The sequence below is a fragment of the Rahnella sikkimica genome, from assembly GCF_002951615.1.
GTDB lineage: Bacteria > Pseudomonadota > Gammaproteobacteria > Enterobacterales > Enterobacteriaceae > Rahnella > Rahnella sikkimica.
In genome coordinates this window covers 556,286-575,597 of the sequence record NZ_CP019062.1, presented here as the reverse complement: position 1 = coordinate 575,597, position 19,312 = coordinate 556,286, and the positions used below count along the sequence as shown (strand labels likewise).

At 54.3% G+C, this 19,312-nt stretch carries 15 protein-coding genes; 11 read left to right on the top strand and 4 right to left on the bottom strand.

Going from position 1 to position 19,312, the window contains the following annotated elements; all coding sequences use genetic code 11:
* Nucleotides 1-11: 11 nt before the first annotated feature.
* Entirely contained in the window at nt 12-506 is a 495-nt protein-coding gene (gene lrp, locus BV494_RS02595) for a leucine-responsive transcriptional regulator Lrp (protein WP_013574775.1), read from the bottom strand.
* A 720-nt stretch (nt 507-1,226) separates the two neighbouring features.
* Here lrp and trxB point away from each other — a divergent pair.
* The 5 genes from trxB to infA all read left to right on the top strand — a co-directional run bounded on the left by trxB (nt 1,227) and on the right by infA (nt 6,933).
* A complete protein-coding gene (gene trxB / locus BV494_RS02590; RefSeq protein ID WP_104921439.1) occupies nt 1,227-2,195 on the top strand; it encodes a thioredoxin-disulfide reductase in 969 nt (322 codons plus the stop codon).
* Nucleotides 2,196-2,343: 148 nt separating this feature from the next.
* Entirely contained in the window at nt 2,344-4,110 is a 1,767-nt protein-coding gene (gene cydD / locus BV494_RS02585; RefSeq protein WP_104921438.1) for a heme ABC transporter permease/ATP-binding protein CydD, read from the top strand.
* A 2-nt stretch (nt 4,111-4,112) separates the two neighbouring features.
* Nucleotides 4,113-5,834 carry a heme ABC transporter ATP-binding protein/permease CydC gene (cydC, locus tag BV494_RS02580; RefSeq protein WP_104921437.1) on the top strand — a complete coding sequence of 574 codons (1,722 nt, stop codon included), beginning with the start codon at nt 4,113-4,115 and terminating at the stop codon, nt 5,832-5,834.
* Nucleotides 5,835-5,886: 52 nt separating this feature from the next.
* On the top strand, nt 5,887-6,621 hold the full coding sequence (aat, locus tag BV494_RS02575; protein WP_104921436.1) for a leucyl/phenylalanyl-tRNA--protein transferase: 735 nt from the start codon (nt 5,887-5,889) through the stop codon (nt 6,619-6,621).
* Nucleotides 6,622-6,714: 93 nt separating this feature from the next.
* Nucleotides 6,715-6,933 (top strand): translation initiation factor IF-1, encoded by a 219-nt coding sequence (gene infA, locus BV494_RS02570; RefSeq protein ID WP_002211347.1) that lies wholly within the window; start codon nt 6,715-6,717, stop codon nt 6,931-6,933.
* 220 nt (nt 6,934-7,153) lie between these two features.
* Here the strand turns inward: infA and clpA are convergent, their stop codons facing one another.
* Both clpA and clpS read right to left on the bottom strand, forming a co-directional pair.
* On the bottom strand, nt 7,154-9,436 hold the full coding sequence (gene clpA / locus BV494_RS02565) for an ATP-dependent Clp protease ATP-binding subunit ClpA (protein WP_104921435.1): 2,283 nt from the start codon (nt 9,434-9,436) through the stop codon (nt 7,154-7,156).
* Between the two features lie 27 nt (nt 9,437-9,463).
* On the bottom strand, nt 9,464-9,784 hold the full coding sequence (gene clpS / locus BV494_RS02560; RefSeq protein ID WP_104924673.1) for an ATP-dependent Clp protease adapter ClpS: 321 nt from the start codon (nt 9,782-9,784) through the stop codon (nt 9,464-9,466).
* A 396-nt stretch (nt 9,785-10,180) separates the two neighbouring features.
* On the opposite strand from clpS, the gene cspD reads away from it, so the two are divergent.
* Together cspD and BV494_RS02550 are read left to right on the top strand one after the other, a co-directional pair.
* Entirely contained in the window at nt 10,181-10,402 is a 222-nt protein-coding gene (gene cspD, locus BV494_RS02555) for a cold shock-like protein CspD (RefSeq protein ID WP_015696601.1), read from the top strand.
* Between the two features lie 307 nt (nt 10,403-10,709).
* On the top strand, nt 10,710-11,699 hold the full coding sequence (locus BV494_RS02550; protein WP_104921434.1) for a VirK/YbjX family protein: 990 nt from the start codon (nt 10,710-10,712) through the stop codon (nt 11,697-11,699).
* Here BV494_RS02550 and BV494_RS02545 read toward each other — a convergent pair.
* A complete protein-coding gene (locus tag BV494_RS02545) occupies nt 11,696-13,429 on the bottom strand; it encodes an ATP-dependent nuclease (RefSeq protein WP_104921433.1) in 1,734 nt (577 codons plus the stop codon). The genes BV494_RS02550 and BV494_RS02545 overlap by 4 nt on opposite strands.
* Nucleotides 13,430-13,618: 189 nt before the next feature.
* On the opposite strand from BV494_RS02545, the gene BV494_RS02540 reads away from it, so the two are divergent.
* From BV494_RS02540 to poxB, 4 genes are all read left to right on the top strand, one after another.
* Entirely contained in the window at nt 13,619-14,518 is a 900-nt protein-coding gene (locus BV494_RS02540) for a LysO family transporter (RefSeq protein WP_104921432.1), read from the top strand.
* A 168-nt stretch (nt 14,519-14,686) separates the two neighbouring features.
* Complete coding sequence (gene hcp, locus BV494_RS02535; RefSeq protein WP_104921431.1) at nt 14,687-16,339, top strand: hydroxylamine reductase; 1,653 nt, start codon at nt 14,687-14,689, stop codon at nt 16,337-16,339.
* A gap of 6 nt (nt 16,340-16,345) precedes the next feature.
* Complete coding sequence (gene hcr / locus BV494_RS02530; protein ID WP_104921430.1) at nt 16,346-17,359, top strand: NADH oxidoreductase; 1,014 nt, start codon at nt 16,346-16,348, stop codon at nt 17,357-17,359.
* A 215-nt stretch (nt 17,360-17,574) separates the two neighbouring features.
* Nucleotides 17,575-19,296 (top strand): ubiquinone-dependent pyruvate dehydrogenase, encoded by a 1,722-nt coding sequence (gene poxB, locus BV494_RS02525; RefSeq protein ID WP_104924672.1) that lies wholly within the window; start codon nt 17,575-17,577, stop codon nt 19,294-19,296.
* Nucleotides 19,297-19,312 lie beyond the last annotated feature (16 nt).

Here is a 19,312-nt window from a genome sequence, read left to right as displayed (position 1 = left end):
GCACCTGACAATTACCGGGTTTTGATGACCAGGCGATTCGTCTGTTTCACTTCTTCCATTACCACATAGGTACGGGTGTCGTTAACGCCCGGCAGACGAAGCAAAGTCTCACCTAACAACTTACGGTAAGCCGACATATCAGGTACGCGGGTTTTCAACAGGTAGTCGAAATCCCCAGAAACCAGGTGACACTCCTGAATATCTTCGAGTTTTTGCACTGCCGCATTGAACTGTTCAAACACATCTGGCGCGCCGCGGTTGAGGGTGATCTCAACAAATACCAGCAACGAAGCATCCAGATAATGCGGGTTGAGCAATGCGGTATAACCATTAATGAAGCCCTGACGTTCCAGACGACGAACGCGCTCCAGACATGGCGTTGGAGATAATCCCACACGTTTGGAAAGCTCGACGTTTGAGATCCGGCCATCCTTTTGCAGTTCGTTGAGGATGTTACGGTCAATACGGTCGAGATCTTTTCCCGGACGTTTTTTGTTGTCTACCATTATTATTGTCTCTCTGCTGTCCTTCCCTGTACCTGCCATACCCCAGCCAACTTCAATGTCTAAGGGTTGTCCCAAGCGAAGACCCGATTATTAAGGTTTACGCATCCAAAAGCCGTGTTGATCCCCTGTCAAAAGGAACACGGCCCTACAAGCGGATACTCAAAAGAAATAACCTTGCGAAATTAATAGGTTGTAAACTGCCAACCTGATTCACTAAACCCTGCTGTAACCAAAAGCCAAAAAGCAAGACCGAAACGGATCCGGTAGCAGCCAATTGCATAATTTCAAGTCACAGACAGGCAGTTAATTTCTTCTTCCCCTGATGTTTTCGCAAATGCACAGCGGATTGTCAAAGTAAAAGAAGCAAAATCAGAAGAACGTGCCAGATTGAAAAGGCAGCGCCCCCTTTTTAGCTGTGTTTTATCTTTGAACAATAACAATTCAGTTCACGTCTTAATTCAGTCAAATCCACACAAACTGCCGTGATTTGTATCTAAAAAGCCGCGTACTGGTAAACAACTCGCCAACGCGTTAATACTTTTACGCTGTTTTTTTGCCCTAACCATCAAACAGTTACCTGCGGCAAAATCCTTTCTACGCGGGTTGAGCAGTAAAAACTATCAGACAAATCGTTAACAACATCTGAGTTTACTTTTTTTAACGCACTATTTTCCCTACAATCGGATTATCGCTAGTCGCCATCGCGGAGATGAATTACGCATGAGTACGGTTAAACACAGTAAATTATTGATTCTGGGCTCCGGCCCGGCGGGTTATACCGCTGCGGTTTATGCAGCACGCGCTAACCTGAACCCGGTTTTAATCACCGGCGTGGAAAAAGGTGGTCAGCTGACCACCACCACGGAAGTGGAAAACTGGCCGGGTGATCCGGAAGGTCTCACCGGTCCGGGCTTGATGGAGCGCATGCATGAGCACGCGACCAAATTTAATACCGAAATCATTTTCGACCACATCAACAAAGTTGATTTACAGAACCGTCCGTTCCGCCTGACTGGTGACAGCGGAGAATACACCTGCGACGCGCTGATTATCGCCACCGGCGCATCCGCACGTTATATCGGTCTGCCTTCAGAAGAAGCGTTCAAAGGCCGCGGCGTTTCTGCCTGTGCGACTTGTGATGGTTTCTTCTATCGTAACCAGAAAGTGGCGGTCGTCGGCGGCGGTAACACAGCCGTAGAGGAAGCCCTTTATCTGGCGAACATCGCCTCTGAAGTTCACCTGATCCACCGTCGCGACAGTTTCCGCGCGGAAAAAATCCTGGTTGACCGTCTGAACGCAAAAGTGGCCAGTGGCAACATCGTTCTGCACACGCACAAAACGCTGAACGAAGTGGTCGGCGATCAGATGGGTGTTACCGGCGCAAGCCTGCTGGATGTCCGCACTGACGAAAAATCACAGGTTGACGTCGCTGGCGTGTTCATCGCCATCGGCCACAGCCCGAACACCGGCATTTTTGAAGGTCAGCTGGAACTGAAAGACGGCTACATCAAAGTACAGTCAGGCTCGCATGGCAACGCTACGCAGACCAGCATCCCTGGCGTTTTCGCGGCGGGCGACGTGATGGATCATATCTATCGTCAGGCAATAACCTCTGCCGGAACAGGCTGTATGGCGGCACTCGACGCCGAACGTTATCTGGACGGTTTATCGCAAGCGCCGGATTTATAATTACTCTCTGGGGTAATTACCGGACCCAGAGTCCACATAAAGAGTAACGAATTGGGCGGCTTAATTGCCGCCTTCTTGTTTTCAGTACTATCCCAAGCATGTAACATGAGCGGCCTCCCACCCGGATTGCTGCGCAGACTGATGCCTGATGAATAAAACACGACAACAAGAACTTATCCGCTGGTTAAAACAACAAAGCTCACGCGCTAAAGGCTGGATCCGTCTGTCCATGATGCTGGGTTTGTTATCTGGTTTACTGATCCTCGCCCAGGCCTGGCTGATGGCCGGACTGTTACACGGTCTGATCATCGAACATGTGCCGCGTGAAACCCTCTTACAAAGCTTCCTGCTGATGGCCCTGACGTTCGTTCTGCGCGCCGTCGTAACCTGGATACGCGAACAGGTGGGCTTTATCTGCGGGCGGGTTATTCGTCAGGAAATGCGCAAACTGGTTCTGGATCGTCTGGAAAAACTGGGGCCCGCGTGGATCCAGGGCAAACCCGCCGGTAGCTGGGCCAGCATTATTCTTGAACAAATCGAAGATATGCAGGATTACTATGCCCGCTACCTTCCGCAAATGGTGCTGGCAGGGATTATTCCCCTGCTGATTCTGGTGAGCGTATTCCCGATTAACTGGGCCGCCGGATTAATTTTGCTGCTCACCGCCCCGCTGATTCCGCTGTTTATGGCGCTGGTCGGCATGGGCGCTGCGGATGCAAACCGCCGTAACTTTGTCGCGCTGGCGCGTCTGAGCGGTAATTTCCTCGACAGCCTGCGCGGTCTGGACACGCTGCGTCTCTTCAACCGCGGCAGCGCCGAAGTGGAGAAAATCAAACGCTCCACCGAAAACTTCCGCGCACGCACCATGGACGTTTTACGTCTGGCATTTCTGTCCTCTGCCGTACTGGAGTTTTTCGCGTCAATTTCCATCGCCGTGGTCGCCGTTTATTTTGGTTTCTCCTATCTGGGCGAGCTGAATTTTGGCAGTTACGGCACGCCGGTCACGCTCTTTGCCGGTTTCCTGGTGCTGATCCTCGCACCGGAATTCTTCCAGCCGCTGCGTGATTTAGGCGCGTTCTATCACGCCAAAGCGCAGGCGGTCGGCGCGGCTGAAAGCCTGCTGACCTTCCTGAGCGCCGACGAATCAGAGATGGGTGACGGCGATAAAAGCTGGCCACAAGGTCAGGACGTTTCGCTTGAAGCACGAGACCTGCTGGTTCAGTCGCCGCAGGGGAAAACGCTGGCCGGCCCGCTTAACTTTACCGTTCTGGCCGGGCAACGTATTGCGATTGTCGGGCTGAGCGGAGCGGGCAAAAGCTCCCTGCTCAATGCGCTTCTCGGTTTTCTGCCGTATCAGGGTTCCCTGAGCGCCAGCGGCATTGAGCTGAAAACCTTACGCAATGATGAATGGCGTAAACAACTTAGCTGGGTCGGCCAGAATCCCCATCTGCCGGAACAGACGCTGCGATCGAATATTCTGCTGAATCAGCCGGATATCAGTGAAACGCAACTGCAAAGCGCCATTGACCGTGCGTATGTGAATGAATTCCTGCCGCTGCTGCCTGACGGTCTGGAAACGGAACTGGGCGACAGCGCCGCGCGGCTTTCTGTCGGTCAGGCTCAACGTATTGCTGTCGCACGCGCCCTGCTTTCTCCCTGCCGGTTATTGCTGCTCGATGAACCGACGGCAAGTCTTGACGCACACAGCGAAAAACGCGTCATGAGTGCGTTAAACGAGGCGTCCAAATCGCAGACTGCGTTGCTGGTTACCCATCAGCTCGAAGATACGCGCGACTACGACGAAATCTGGGTCATGGATAAAGGGCACATCGCCGAGCGCGGGACATTCACGCAGCTGGTTGCTCAGGGCGGATTGTTCGCCAGCCTGTTATCTCAGCGCAGTAAGGAGCTGTAATCATGAGAATTCTTCTGCCTTATCTCGCGTTATATCGCCGTCACTGGTTCCGCCTTTCACTGGGTGTCATTCTTGCAATTGTCACGCTGATGGCCAGCATCGGGCTGCTCACGCTCTCCGGCTGGTTCCTGGCAGCCTCTGCCGTTGCAGGCCTGGCCGGGCTCTACACGTTTAACTACATGCTGCCTGCGGCGGGTGTTCGCGGTGCAGCCATTACCCGGACTGCAGGGCGTTACGCCGAGCGTCTGGTCAGCCATGATGCGACTTTCCGTGTGCTGGCTCACCTTCGCGTATTCACATTCACCAAAATCATGCCACTGACGCCAGGCGGTATTGCACGCTTTCGTCAGGCCGATTTGCTCAACCGCCTCGTCGCCGACGTCGATACGCTGGATCACCTTTATCTGCGCGTAATATCGCCGCTCATCAGTGCGCTGGTGGTGATTATTCTGGTGACTTTCGGGCTGAGTTTCCTGGATGTCAGGCTGGCACTGACGCTGGGTGGCATTATGCTGGCGCTGATGGTGCTTTTGCCGGTGATTTTCTACCGCGCCGGAAAACCTGCGGGACGCGAACTGACAGCGCTGCGCAGCGATTACCGTACACAGCTGACCGCATGGTTGCAGGGGCAAGGCGAGCTGGTGGTTTTTGGCGCACAGTCGCAATTCCGCCAGCAACTGGATGATATTGAACGCCGCTGGATGTTGCGCCAGCAGCAGCAAGCAAAGCTAACCGGACTTTCGCAGGCGATGATTATTGCGGCCGCAGGGTTGACGGTCACGCTGATGCTGTGGCTGGCGGCGGGCGGGCTCAGTGCTTTCCCGCAACCCGGCGCGCTGATTGCGTTGTTTGTCTTCACACCGTTAGCGGCGTTTGAAGCGCTCGGGCCGGTTGCTGCGGCCTTCCAGCATCTCGGGCAGGTTATCGCGTCGGCGCAGCGCGTAACCCAGATCATCAGCCAGCCCGCCGACGTGGCATTTCCGCCACAAGGCCCGGCCGCCGGTGAACAGGTCAGCCTTTCGCTCACAGACGTTAATTTTAGCTATCCGGGCCAGCCGTTGCCGGTGCTGAAAAATATCACGCTGGATGTCCGCGCCGGTGAACATATCGCCCTGCTCGGCCAGACCGGTTGTGGCAAGTCCACGCTTTTACAGTTGCTGACGCGTGGCTGGAACATCAGCAGTGGTTCGCTGATGCTCAACGGCCATGACATAACGGAATACGATGAAGCGACGCTGCGCCGGACGATCACCGTCGTCAGCCAGCGCGTACACGTTTTCAACACCACGCTGCGTGAAAACCTGCGGATGGCATCGCCGAAATGTTCCGATGAACAGATTGCGGACGTTCTGAAACAGGTAGATTTGCACGTTCTTCTGGAAAAAGAAGGGCTTAACGCGTGGCTGGGCGAAGGTGGCCGTCAGCTTTCCGGTGGTGAGCAACGCCGTTTAGGCCTTGCCCGAGCCCTTTTGCACGATGCTCCGCTGTGGTTGCTCGACGAACCAACCGAAGGGCTGGATGCTGAAACGGAACAACATATTTTGGCACTGCTGCACAAGCATTGTCAGAATAAAACGCTACTCTTAGTGACGCACCGTCTCCACGGTCTGGAAAATCTCGACAGAATTTGTGTCATGGAAGAGGGTCAGATTGTGGAACAGGGTGATCATCAGACACTGGCCGCCGCACAGGGACGTTACGCACGTTTTCTGTCGCGAGGCTGATGTGAGTTCCGGGTTTTAACGGCGGCCCGCAGGTCGCCGGATAAGGAGATCTATGCGGTTAGTTAAGCTTGAGGCCAATTCCGTTCATTTTCCGGATCCTGACACGGCTCTGCCTGAGCCGAACGGCCTGCTGGCTATCGGCGGGGATCTGACGGCGCCACGCCTGCTTTCAGCTTATCAAAACGGGATTTTCCCCTGGTTTGAACCCGGCGAGATGATCCTCTGGTGGTCGCCCGATCCGCGCGCCATTCTGGTTCCCGAAGAACGCCACGCCAGCCGTAGCCTGCAACGTTTTATGCGCAAAAAACCTTACCGCTATACGATCAACCAGCGTTTTGAACAGGTGATCCGTGCCTGCGCTATGCAGCGCGAAGACGGCACCTGGATTGGTCCTCTGGTTCAGCGCGGTTATCAGGAATTGCATGAAGCAGGCCGTGCGCATTCGGTTGAGGTTTGGGAAGGAGATGAACTGGTGGGTGGTTTATACGGCGTATCCGTCGGCGGATTATTTTGCGGCGAGTCGATGTTCAGTCGCCGGGAAAATGCCTCGAAGTGCGCGCTGATGGTCTTTTGCCAACATTTTTCCCGCAATGGAGGAGAACTGATTGACTGTCAGGTGCTCAACCCTCACACTGCGTCGCTGGGTGCGAGAGAGATCCCCCGCCGCCAATTTTTGCAGCAGTTATCCGAACTTGCGCAACGCGCGTTAACAGCGGATTGCTGGTTGCCACAAGACTTATCCCCACATGACGAAGACCAGCCGGTGTTCCCGAAGGATAGGGAATAGGTGCGGTCATGAACCATACTTCTTTACATAATGTGGGTTTTTCGGCATTATCTTGCCGGTTAAAAACTATGGTAGTTAGACCTAGAGGATTCGATGGCCAAAGAAGACAACATTGAAATGCAAGGCACCGTACTTGATACGCTGCCAAACACTATGTTCCGCGTAGAATTAGAAAACGGACACGTAGTTACCGCTCACATCTCCGGTAAAATGCGTAAGAACTACATCCGCATCCTGACGGGCGACAAAGTCACTGTAGAGCTGACCCCGTACGACCTGAGCAAAGGCCGCATTGTCTTCCGTAGCCGTTAATAAGCGGCTCACTCATCGCTGAGTTTCCGGCGATACCTGAGGATACCCTCTTCGCCCTTCCTGCTTTTGCAAGGGCGTTTTGTGGTATCCGCAATTCGGCATTTTTTTCATTATCCTTTCAGAAATCCCTCACTAATTCCTGCAATTAAATAAAGAATTTCGGAAAGAAAAAAGGCGATGTTTTCACATCGCCTTTTGTTTTTTTCATCGCTGATGAAAATCAGTGCACCGCGCCTTCCGGTTTTTTCTTCTGCGCACTCATGAAGTGATACGTCAGCTTGTCAGCCTCTTTATCCAGTGTCACAGAGACGGAACCACCATCCACCAGTGAACCAAACAGCAGTTCGTTAGCGAGTGGTTTTTTCAGGTTTTCCTGAACGGTTCGGGTCATCGGACGCGCACCCATCGCACGGTCATAGCCTTTCACCGTCAGCCAGTCACGGGCTTCATCACTGACTTCCAGTGACACGCCTTTCGCATCCAGCTGCGCCTGCAGTTCAACAATAAACTTATCAACAACCTGCTGGATAACATCCGTAGACAGATGGTTGAACCAGATCACATTGTCCAGACGGTTACGGAATTCAGGCGTAAAGGTACGTTTAATCTCTTCCATCGCATCAGGGCTGTTATCCTGATGAACCAGACCAATCGATTTACGTTCCGTTTCACGCACACCGGCGTTGGTGGTCATCACCAGAATGATGTTACGGAAGTCCGCTTTACGGCCGTTGTTGTCGGTCAGCGTCCCGTTGTCCATCACCTGCAACAGCAGATTGAAAACGTCCGGGTGGGCTTTCTCGATCTCATCGAGCAGCACCACGGCGTGAGGATGTTTAATCACCGCATCCGTCAGTAAACCGCCCTGATCGAACCCAACATATCCCGGAGGCGCACCAATCAGACGGCTGACCGTGTGGCGTTCCATGTATTCCGACATGTCAAAGCGCAGCAGTTCGATATCCAGCGCTTTTGCCAGCTGAACCGTGACCTCTGTTTTACCGACACCTGTAGGCCCGGCGAACAGGAATGAACCGACAGGTTTGTGATCCTGACCCAAACCGGCACGGCTCATTTTGATCGCTTCGGTCAGTGCTTCGATGGCAGGATCCTGCCCGAAGACCAGCATTTTCAGACGATCGCCCAGGTTTTTCAGCACATCGCGGTCTGTTGCCGAAACGGTTTTTTCCGGGATACGGGCAATACGCGCAACCACGCTTTCAATGTCGCTGACGTTAACGGTTTTCTTGCGTTTGCTGACCGGCATTAACCGGCTGCGTGCGCCTGCTTCGTCAATAACGTCGATGGCTTTGTCCGGCAGATGACGGTCATTGATGTATTTAACCGACAACTCAACCGCTGCACGCACCGCTTTCGCGGTATAACGCACATCGTGATGCGCTTCGTATTTGGTTTTCAGGCCATTAATGATCTGAACGGTCTCTTCAACAGTAGGCTCAGTAATATCAATTTTCTGGAAGCGACGCGCCAGGGCACGGTCTTTCTCAAAGATATTGCTGAATTCCTGATAGGTTGTTGAGCCGATCACTCTGATCTTGCCGCTAGACAGCAACGGTTTAATCAGGTTAGCCGCATCCACCTGACCACCTGACGCCGCACCGGCACCGATAATCGTATGGATTTCATCAATAAACAGAATGCTGTTCTTATCCTGCTCAAGCTGTTTCAGCAGGGATTTGAAACGTTTTTCGAAATCACCGCGGTATTTGGTACCCGCCAGCAGAGAACCAATATCCAGCGAATACAGGGTGCACTCGGCGATGACTTCCGGCACATCGCCCTGCTCAATTCTCCATGCCAGACCTTCGGCAATGGCGGTTTTACCAACACCAGACTCGCCCACCAGCAGCGGGTTGTTTTTACGGCGACGGCAGAGCACCTGAATTGCGCGCTCCAGTTCTTTATCACGGCCAATCAGCGGATCAATGCCACCTACGCGCGCTAACTGGTTAAGATTAGTGGTGAAGTTCTCCATACGATCTTCCCCCGCCGACTGCTCTTCGTTAACTGGGCTTTCCGCATTGTTTTGCGCCTGGCCGCCCGTTTCATCTTTACGGGTACCGTGCGAAATAAAGTTCACCACATCAAGGCGGCTGACATCATGTTTGCGCAGAAGGTAGGCAGCCTGTGATTCCTGCTCGCTGAAAATCGCGACCAGAACATTGGCGCCAGACACTTCGCTGCGACCGGAAGATTGAACGTGGAATACCGCACGTTGCAGAACGCGCTGGAAACTCAGCGTAGGCTGGGTATCACGTTCCTCTTCACTGGCAGGTAAGGTGGGTGTGGTTTGCTCGATGAAGGCTTCCAGTTCCTGGCGCAAGGCCACGAGATCAACTGTACAAGCTTCAAGCGCTTCACGGGCAGCAGGGTTGCTGAGCAACGCCAGCAACAGGTGCTCCACGGTCATAAACTCATGCCGGTGCTCACGGGCTCTTGCGAAAGCCATGTTGAGACTGAGTTCAAGTTCTTGATTGAGCATAGGCACCTCCCAAATAGATTGCCTTAATCAGGCTTTTTCCAGCGTACACAGCAACGGATGCTCATTCTCCTTGGCGTACTCATTCACATGTGCGACTTTGGTTTCCGCGACTTCGGCGGTATAAACACCGCAGACCGCTTTGCCTCTGTAGTGCACCTGGAGCATCAGTTGCGTTGCACGTTCAATGTCATAAGAAAAGAACTTTTGCAGAACGTCAATCACAAATTCCATTGGAGTGTAATCGTCGTTGTTTAATATAACTTTATACATAGATGGCGGTTTTACCTCATCCTTTTGTTTATTCGCCGTCAAATGTTCAAAGTTTAGCCAGTCTTGATTATTGCCCATTGCCTGTTCATCACCTGTGAAGATCGTATTGGAAGCCAAATACACCAGCATGAAGACTTTCTGCAGAGTCTCACGCTGTTATCCCGGTATTTTACCATCTCTGGCCTCGCCTTGCCGCTGCACAAAATGTCTTCCCTGCACCCGACTCCCCGCTACTGAAATTTTAACAAAATATGTCAATAGCGTTACCTGCTTCAAACTTTGGTTATCTGCTCCCTCAGGACAAATGCCGTTTCCTTGACGTCCAACTCTATTCCACTAGAGTGTAAATTCGTGAGCTGAATGGAGAGCAAACAGACCTGAACAGGTGCCTATCCGCTGCGTTCTGGCCTTCGTGCTCACTCAACTGGCTTTATCTATTTACGACCAGACTAGTCATGAGAGGGATGTAGAAGCATGCAGACGGGTACTGTTAAATGGTTCAATAATGCTAAAGGCTTTGGCTTCATTTGCCCGCAAAATGGCGGTGAAGACATCTTCGCTCACTACTCCACAATCCAGATGGAGGGTTACCGGACACTCAAGGCCGGACAGCAGGTTAACTTCGACGTACATGAAGGCCCAAAGGGGAATCATGCCAGCCTTATTATCCCGGTGGAAAGCGAAGCGGTCGCCTGACCGGTTCAGCACACAGCCCCGAATCACACTCAGCGTGTGTTCACTCAAAAATCAAATGCCGGTCGCTCACTGACTGGCATTTTTATTTATGGGGGAGAATGCTTCAGGCTTCAAGCCCTGCATGCGAAAAAAAGGTCATTTTTTAGACACCGATTGCTAAGACAGGACATAAAACAAATTAAGTCTAAACACAATCTCAACCAATCACGTTCACTTTCTTCATAATTTACCCCGTTGCACACCTGTTTATTGTCCCCCTGTTGAAATAACGGCTACCGATATCCGGTTCACTTTGACAGGTAATTCCATGACCACTTTAAGCTACCCTTCCGCAGAAAAGGCTCCGCTTTCCGGCCTGCAGTTGATGACGGCATTACTCTCCTGCCGCACGGTACCGGGCCCGTCATGGAAATTGCCGCGTTACCGGCTTAAATTCCTGTACCGTGCGCTGCTGCATCCGCGCCGGACTTTCGGGATGCTGGATTATCTCGCCCGGCATCCGCAGCGTGATGAAATTCTGTCTGCCATGCCGAGCCTGCCGTGCAAACTGCACCGCGCTTATCAGGCGGCCAATATCACGCCGGAACAGGCGATGAAACGCATCACCGATCACTACAACATGATCGGCCATTGTCTGCCGGAAGCGATTAACCACGGTTATCTGAGCAGCAAAAAAATGGCGATCGCCACGCTGACCGGCAAAGAAGAGCAGCGTTACGCCATCTCTTTTAACGCCATCGCCCGTCTGGATAAAGAAGGCGAGGCCACGCTGACGTTCCATAATACCGAAGGCGTTTCTATTGCCATCGTGACGTTCTCGTTTATTAAATATCAGGGGAAGCCGACGCTGTTTATTGGCGCATTGCAGGGGCCAAAGGCGAACGTAGATCATCAGGAAATTCAGCGGGCAACTAAAGCCTGCCACGGTTTATTTCCAAAACGTCTGGTGATTGAAGCGCTGACGACACTGGCGGATGTCACCGGCATGACGCAGATTGTGGCGGTCGGTAACCACACACACATTTATGAGAATTCGCGTTATAAAAAATGCAAAGGCAAGGTGTTTGCAGATTACGACAGCTTCTGGGAAACGATGGAGGCAAAACCGGGCGAAGACGGATATTTCCATCTGCCGCGCCAGATTGCCCACCGGCCGCTGGAGGAAATCGCCAGCAAACGCCGTTCTGAATACCGCCGCCGCTATCAGTTGCTGGATGACCTGGAAAGTCAGATCCGCCAGACTTTCACCCGCGGGCACGGCCACCCGACCACCCTGCAGGAAACCAAGGCGGCTTAATCCGCCCTGCCGCGCGCCAGCCAGGCCACGCGGGAAAACATTTGCCGCAGCAGCGGAGGAATCGACGAGGTTCCCCGCAGCGACGCCGCCATCGCCACATCGATGGCCAGATCGGGTTTTGAGCTGCGGTGAATCGCTTTATCAATAATTCTTCTCGGTGCCATTGGCACGTTCACCGGTATCGCCGAATTTTTGCGATACACGTCCTCAAAGCCTTCGCGATACAGGAAATACTCAATATCTTGTGAAGGTAGCGCCGTCAGCCGGTAGCGCAGCGTATCGTCGTGACTTTCCACATTGGCAATCACCGTTGCCGCGTATTTACGCCCGGCTTCGTCGCCATCGACCAGCGCGTGCCATTCGATGCCCATCTGCCGGGCAAAGCGCAGCAAAGGCTTCAGGCCGCACTGCGCAAACTCAATCACCTTGATGCCTTCAGATTCGAAATGATAACCGCACTGACGCGCCAGCTGATTGAGCAGCCACACTTCCGTTTCGCCTTCTACCAGCAACCAGCAGCGCGCAAACAAAGACGAAGGCCGGTTAAACCGGATATGAAACGCGATGCGACGGCTGTCTTCCATGCTCAGCCCTTCCGGCCCGATGCCGTACGCCGCGACGCGCCCGGATTCACGCACCAGCCTGCAAATTTGCTCGACCGGCACCAGCGAAAGCAAATCGCCGGAATTGGTGGTGGTGATCCTTTGTAACGGCAGCTGATCCAGCAATCCCCACGCGACCGACAGCATAATCGGATGCAGACGGGTTTCGGGGTCTTCAATCAGCAATAAAGGTCGTGCGTCCGGGTGCAGTACCACTGAGCCTTTGGCCTGCAATAACGTGGAAAACATCCCCAGCAGCATCACCCGCATACTGCGGCTGTTCGGCTCGGCAATCATGCGGTTGATGTTATCCAGCGATCGCCACGCCCTTCGGCTCTCCGCCCGCCCATGACGTTTTTGCTGCCACGGCGCGCTGTTCGACGTGCCCTGCTCGGCAAAATAATGCTCCAGCAACTGCCGCATCGCCGACAACCCGCTGCGCAGTTCGCTGTTGGTCAACGTTTGCGGGTTATGCACCAGCCCGCGCGTCAGCTCGTCGAGCTGTTTCGCCAGTTCTTCATTATTTTCCGCCAGACGCGGAGCCAGCGTTTCGCTGCGCAGACGCCGAATAAAGCGTGCATCGCGCAAACGGAGCACCGGATTCAGGCGGATCAGCGCCAGCGCCAGCGGGTCGATCGTTGTCAGATTTAACATCTGGCCGTTGGATGACAGAAAACTACGCAGCGTCATCACGCTGCCGTCATCGTCCAGTTCCCCTTCCAGCCGGTAATAAATACGGTTCAGCTTGTCGGGGCATTTTACCCACAGAGGGGATAACGGATTAAATCGCGGCGACGTATGGTGCCCGGCCTGATTTTCACAAAACGTAAACACGACGTGCAGATACTGTGATTTGGATTCCTGTTCCCCGGCGGGAAAATAGAAATCCTCCTCTTTAAAACAGTAAAGTTTGGGTTCAGGCGAAAGCAGCAGCGTGAGGACGTCAAGCAGGCTGGATTTACCCCAGGCGTTTTCACCAATCAGTACCGTATTGGTCATTGAGGATTCGGCCTGCCCCTGATGTGCAGAAGCGGTGATTGAAGCGCCCCGCTGCGCAGGCTGCGTCAGTGTCAGAGACAGCCGGTTGATACCCCGAAAACCGACAATATCAATATGTTCCAGATACATCAGACGCCTCCTGTGCGCTCAGTGCTTCCCTGAGCATGGCGTTAAAAAAGGGTTCAGGTCAAGTCCGCAGAACGCGCTCTGCGTGCCGAAGGCGCTTTACAGTCTGATTACTTTTCGTTAGCGTGTCGGGCGGTATTTTCTGTGCCGCGCTCCGTTCATGGAACCTCACTTCTCAGGGATTTTTGCATTATGTATTCCGGGCTGTTAATTATTCTTTTGCCGCTGATTGTCGGATATCTCATTCCGCTCAAAAACCGGTCGATGCTGCATCTGGTTAACCAATTGCTGAGCTGGATGGTGTACGTCATTCTTTTCATTATGGGCATCAGTCTGGCTTTCCTCGACAATCTCAGTGAGAATTTATTGCTGATTTTCAAATATGCTGGCGTCTGCTTCCTGTGTATTTTCGTGATGAACTACGCCGCGCTGTGGCTGCTCGAACGCCGCCGCCCGTGGAAAACCCAACATAAGCAGGAAACGCTGCCTTCACGCCTTCACATGGCGCTGGAATCCCTGAAACTCTGCGGCGTGGTGATAGGCGGTTTTGCGCTGGGTCTGACACAATGGCACTGGCTGACATTCGCCTCACAGGCCAGCGAAATCGCGCTGTTATTCCTGCTGGCGCTGGTGGGGTTGCAACTGCGTAACAGCAGCATGACGCTGCGCCAGATTATCCTGAACCGTCGCGGCATGATGGTGGCGGTTGTGGTGGCGGTCAGCGCGTTAATCGGCGGTGCGATTGCCGCCTTGCTGCTCGGCTTGCCTTTGAAAACCGGTCTGGCGCTGGCCTCCGGTTACGGCTGGTATTCCCTTTCCGGTATCGTTCTCACTGACTCTTTCGGGCCGGTGATTGGCAGCGCTGCGTTCTTTAACGATCTGGCGCGTGAACTTTGCGCCATCATGCTGATCCCGACGCTGGTGCGCAGCAGCCGTTCGACCGCGCTGGGTCTGTGCGGCGCGACGTCGATGGACTTTACCCTGCCGGTTCTGCAACGCAGCGGCGGGCTGGATATGGTGCCGCCGGCGGTGGTTCACGGTTTTGTGTTAAGCCTGATTGCGCCGGTGCTGATGGCCTTTTTCTCTGCCTGATACCTGCCCTTCCCGCTGTTTTCGGACAGCGGGAAATTCCCCTGCAAAAATTGCGTTAAATCAATTGCGCGTCACTTTGTCTTAAAAACCCCTTCATTTCTTTTCGCCCCGGTCTTAGGCTTGCATTAAAACAAGCATTTCAAATGCAACTTTAAAAAGGACCGAATGATGTTTTGTGTGCAATGTGAACAAACAGTCCGTACCCCGGCGGGCAATGGCTGCGCTTATGCGCAGGGTATGTGTGGCAAAACGGCAGAAACCTCCGATTTACAGGACTTGCTGGTCGCTGTTCTTCAGGGGTTATCGGCCTGGGCGCTGGCGGCGCGTGGTTACGGCATTGTCGATGAAGACACTGACAGCTTCGCGCCACGGGCATTTTTCTCCACGCTGACCAACGTTAACTTCGATTCCGACCGCATCGTCGGTTACGCGCGTGAAGCAATTATTCACCGTGAAGCGCTGGCGGTTCGCTGCCGTCTGATGGATCCGGAAATCACCGTCGATCACCCGCTGGCGGCGCTGGAACTGGTCAGCAATAACCTGAATGACCTGCAACAGCAGGCGCAGCAATTTGCGCTCAACGGCGATAAAACGCAGGTCGGCGATGACATTCACGGGCTGCGCATGTTGTGCTTGTACGGTCTGAAAGGTGCGGCGGCTTATATGGAACACGCGCACGTTCTCGGCCAGTCGGACACCGCGATTTATGCCGAATATCACCGCCTGATGGCGTGGCTGGGCACGCAACCGTCAGACATGGGCGTACTGCTCGAAAACGCGATGGCGATCGGCAAAATGAACTTCGGCGTGATGGCGATTCTGGATAAAGGCGAAACCGACGCTTACGGTCATCCGCGCCCGACGTCCGTCAATGTGCGCCCGCTGGCGGGCAAAGCGATTCTGATTTCAGGCCATGATCTTAAAGATTTGCAGATGTTGCTGGAACAGACCGCCGGTACCGGCATTAATATTTATACCCACGGCGAAATGCTGCCTGCACACGGCTATCCGGAACTGAAAAAATTCCCACATCTGGCCGGTAACTACGGCAGCGGCTGGCAGAATCAGCAGGTTGAGTTCGCCAGATTCCCCGGCCCGGTGGTCATGACCTCCAACTGCATTATTGACCCTAACGTCGGTAACTACGGCGATCGAATCTGGACCCGCAGCATCGTCGGCTGGCCGGGCGTTCAGCATCTGGAAGGCGAAGATTTCGCACCGGTGATCAGCCAGGCGCTGCAACTGGCCGGTTTCCCGTACAGTGAAATCGAACAGGAAATTACCGTCGGTTTTGGTCGCCAGACGTTGCTCGGTGCGGCAGATACCGTGATTGATTTAGTCGCCGCTAAAAAGCTCCGTCATATCTTCCTGATCGGCGGTTGTGACGGCAGCCGCGGCGAGCGCAGCTACTTCACCGATCTGGCACGCAGCGTGCCTCAGGATTGCGTGATCATGACACTGGCGTGCGGCAAGTACCGCTTCAACAAACTGGACTTCGGCACTATTGAAGGCCTGCCGCGCCTGCTGGACGTCGGTCAGTGCAACGATGCTTACTCGGCGATTATTCTGGCGGTCAATCTGGCCGAAAAACTGGGTTGTGGCGTGAATGATTTGCCGCTGAGCCTGGTGCTTTCGTGGTTTGAGCAGAAAGCGATTGTGATCCTGCTGACGTTGCTGTCGCTGGGCGTGAAAAACATCGCCACCGGCCCGACGGCTCCGGCCTTCCTGACCGACAATCTGCTGGCGGTGCTTAACGAACAGTTCGGCCTGCGTTCGATTACGTCGGTAGAGCAGGATCTGAAAACCATGCTGTCGGAATAAATCTCAATGAATTTTCCTTTATTTCCTGATCAGCCGACGGCGCTGTGCCAGAACCGTATGCAGGTGTATTCCGTTACGCAGGAAACGCCCGATGTCCGGACACTGTCGCTGATCAATCACGACGTTTATCCGTATCAGCCGGGCCAGTTTGCGTTGGTGAATATCAGCCAGAGCGGTGACGTACAGCGCGCGTATACGCTGTCTTCCACGCCGGGTGTGAGCCGGTTTATCCAGCTGACGGTACGCCGGATTGATGGCGGTGAAGGCTCCGGCTGGCTCACACAGCAGGTTAAACCGGGCGATTACCTGTGGCTTTCGGACGCGCAGGGCGAATTCACCTGTGACACGCAGCAACCTTTGTTACTGCTGGCTGCGGGTTGCGGCGTAACGCCGGTGATGTCGATTGCGCGCCGCGTTCTGGCGGGTTCTCCTGCGCAAAGTGTGCAGGTGTTTTACAGCGTACGCAGCCCGCAGGACGTCATTTTTGCACAAGAATGGCAGCGTATGGCGGCGCAATATCCGCAACTTCGTCTGACCATTCTGGCAGAAAATGACGCGGCACCGGGCCAGATCGCAGGTCGTCTGAGTCAGGACTTACTGCAAAGCCAGGTGGCGGATATCGCTGCGCGCCGGGTGATGATTTGCGGGCCTGCGCCATATATGGCACTGGCCGGGAAATGGGTGGCCGAACTGGGCGTTCCTGCACAAAATATCGTTAAGGAACAGTTCCAGGCCACCGAAACGGTTGTCTCAGCAGATCAGCAACTGACGCTGACCCGCCTGACGCCGCTTGCGAACTTCCGCGTGCCGGTCGGTTCAACGCTGCTGGCAGCGATGGAGCAGCACAAACTGCCGGTCACGGCGGCCTGCCGCGCGGGCGTTTGCGGGAGTTGCAAAACCCGCGTGCTGTCCGGTAATTTCACGACCACCAGCCGCATGACGCTCACCGACGAAGACGTCGCGCAGGGCTACGTTCTGGCGTGCAGCTGTCAGCTTCAGGGCGACGCCACGATCGCCTGATTTCCTGCCGTAACTCGCTGCCCGCACATGACTTTTTACAGTCTTTGCGGGCAGATTTACAAAACTTCATCTCCCTCCCCTGCGTAATTTTGTATGGTTTAAGGCTTCGCATTCCTGGATGTAATCAGTGGACTATGCTTAATCCACTTATTTAAAACCCGCCCGAAGACTTTATGCAGTGCAAAGATCACGGGCACACCGGAGGGATTCAATTGATGAAACAAAGCGTAGCGTCATATCTGGCGAAAACTCTTGAAGCAGCAGGCGTAAAACGAATCTGGGGCGTGACCGGCGATTCGCTCAACGGCCTGAGCGACAGCCTCAACCGCATGGGCACCATCGAATGGCTCGGCACGCGCCATGAGGAAGTCGCCGCGTTTGCCGCCGGTGCCGAAGCACAAATCACCGGTGAACTGGCGGTCTGCGCCGGTTCCTGCGGCCCCGGCAACTTGCATCTGATCAACGGCCTGTTCGACTGCCATCGCAACCACGTTCCGGTGCTCGCCATCGCAGCACATATTCCCTCCAGCGAAATCGGCAGCGGCTATTTTCAGGAAACCCATCCGACCGAATTATTCCGCGAATGCAGCCACTATTGCGAATTAGTCACTAACCCGGAACAGCTTCCGCAGGTGCTGGCGATCGCCATGCGCAAGGCAATCCTGAACCGCGGTGTTTCCGTGATTGTTCTGCCGGGCGATGTTGCACTGAAACCGGCACCGGAAGATGCCAAAGTCAGCTGGTATCCGCCGCAGTTGCCGAAAGTACAGCCTCAGCAGACCGAACTGGATAAGCTGGCCGAACTGCTCAATGGCGCGACCAACATTACCCTGATGTGCGGCAGCGGTTGTGCCGGTGCGCACGGTGAAGTGATCAAGCTGGCGGAAACCCTGAAAGCGCCGGTGGTACATGCCCTGCGTGGCAAAGAACACATTGAATGGGATAACCCTTACAGCGTCGGGATGACCGGGCTGATCGGTTTTTCTTCCGGTTTCCACGCCATGATGAATGCCGACACCCTGATCCTGCTCGGCACACAATTCCCGTACCGCGCGTTTTATCCGACGGATGCAAAAATCATCCAGATAGATATCAATCCGGGCAGTATCGGCGCGCACTGTCACGTTGATATGGCGCTGGTCGGCGACATCAAATCCACCCTGACCGCCGTTCTGCCGCAATTGCAGGTGAAAACCGAGCGTAAATTCCTCGACAAAGCCCTGAAGCATTATGAAGAAGCGCGCAAAGATCTCGATGCGCTGGCAACGCCGAACGACAAACAGGCCATTCATCCGCAATATCTGGCGCAGCAAATCAGCCGTTTCGCCGCTGCTGACGCCGTCTTTACCTGCGATGTCGGGACGCCAACGGTCTGGGCATGTCGTTACCTGCAAATGAACGGCCAGCGCCGTCTGCTCGGTTCGTTTAACCACGGCTCGATGGCCAACGCCATGCCGCAGGCCATCGGTGCGCAGGCGATTGACCGTACGCGTCAGGTGGTGGCGCTGTGCGGCGACGGCGGTTTTGCCATGCTGATGGGCGATTTTCTGACGCTGGCGCAGCAAAAACTGCCGGTAAAAATTGTCATCTTCAACAACAGCGTGCTGGGGTTTGTGGCGATGGAAATGAAAGCCGGCGGTTATCTGACCGACGGCACCGAGCTGAAAAACCCGGATTTCGCGGCCATTGCCGAAGCCGCAGGAATCAAAGGGATCCGTGTGGAAAAAGCCTCGGACGTCGATGCCGCATTGCAGGACGCGTTCGCCTATCAGGGGCCGGTGCTGATAGATGTCATCACCGCCACCGAAGAACTGGCGATGCCACCGCAGATTAAATTTGAGCAGGCAAAAGGCTTCAGCCTCTACATGCTGCGGGCGGTGATCAGCGGCCGGGGTGACGAAGTCATCGAACTGGCAAAAACCAACTGGCTGCGATAACCCCGACAGGGATATA

Excerpts from the sequence above, each read along its gene's own strand:
- hcr (WP_104921430.1), top strand. The coding sequence starts at position 16,346 with ATGAATTTTCCTTTATTTCCTGATCAGCCGACGGCGCTGTGCCAGAAC.
- BV494_RS02545 (WP_104921433.1), bottom strand. The coding sequence starts at position 13,429 with ATGTATCTGGAACATATTGATATTGTCGGTTTTCGGGGTATCAACCGG.
- trxB (WP_104921439.1), top strand. The coding sequence starts at position 1,227 with ATGAGTACGGTTAAACACAGTAAATTATTGATTCTGGGCTCCGGCCCG.
- hcp (WP_104921431.1), top strand. The coding sequence starts at position 14,687 with ATGTTTTGTGTGCAATGTGAACAAACAGTCCGTACCCCGGCGGGCAAT.
- cspD (WP_015696601.1), top strand. The coding sequence starts at position 10,181 with ATGCAGACGGGTACTGTTAAATGGTTCAATAATGCTAAAGGCTTTGGC.
- clpS (WP_104924673.1), bottom strand. The coding sequence starts at position 9,784 with ATGGGCAATAATCAAGACTGGCTAAACTTTGAACATTTGACGGCGAAT.
- lrp (WP_013574775.1), bottom strand. The coding sequence starts at position 506 with ATGGTAGACAACAAAAAACGTCCGGGAAAAGATCTCGACCGTATTGAC.
- clpA (WP_104921435.1), bottom strand. The coding sequence starts at position 9,436 with ATGCTCAATCAAGAACTTGAACTCAGTCTCAACATGGCTTTCGCAAGA.
- poxB (WP_104924672.1), top strand. The coding sequence starts at position 17,575 with ATGAAACAAAGCGTAGCGTCATATCTGGCGAAAACTCTTGAAGCAGCA.
- BV494_RS02550 (WP_104921434.1), top strand. The coding sequence starts at position 10,710 with ATGACCACTTTAAGCTACCCTTCCGCAGAAAAGGCTCCGCTTTCCGGC.
- cydD (WP_104921438.1), top strand. The coding sequence starts at position 2,344 with ATGAATAAAACACGACAACAAGAACTTATCCGCTGGTTAAAACAACAA.
- aat (WP_104921436.1), top strand. The coding sequence starts at position 5,887 with ATGCGGTTAGTTAAGCTTGAGGCCAATTCCGTTCATTTTCCGGATCCT.
- BV494_RS02540 (WP_104921432.1), top strand. The coding sequence starts at position 13,619 with ATGTATTCCGGGCTGTTAATTATTCTTTTGCCGCTGATTGTCGGATAT.
- infA (WP_002211347.1), top strand. The coding sequence starts at position 6,715 with ATGGCCAAAGAAGACAACATTGAAATGCAAGGCACCGTACTTGATACG.
- cydC (WP_104921437.1), top strand. The coding sequence starts at position 4,113 with ATGAGAATTCTTCTGCCTTATCTCGCGTTATATCGCCGTCACTGGTTC.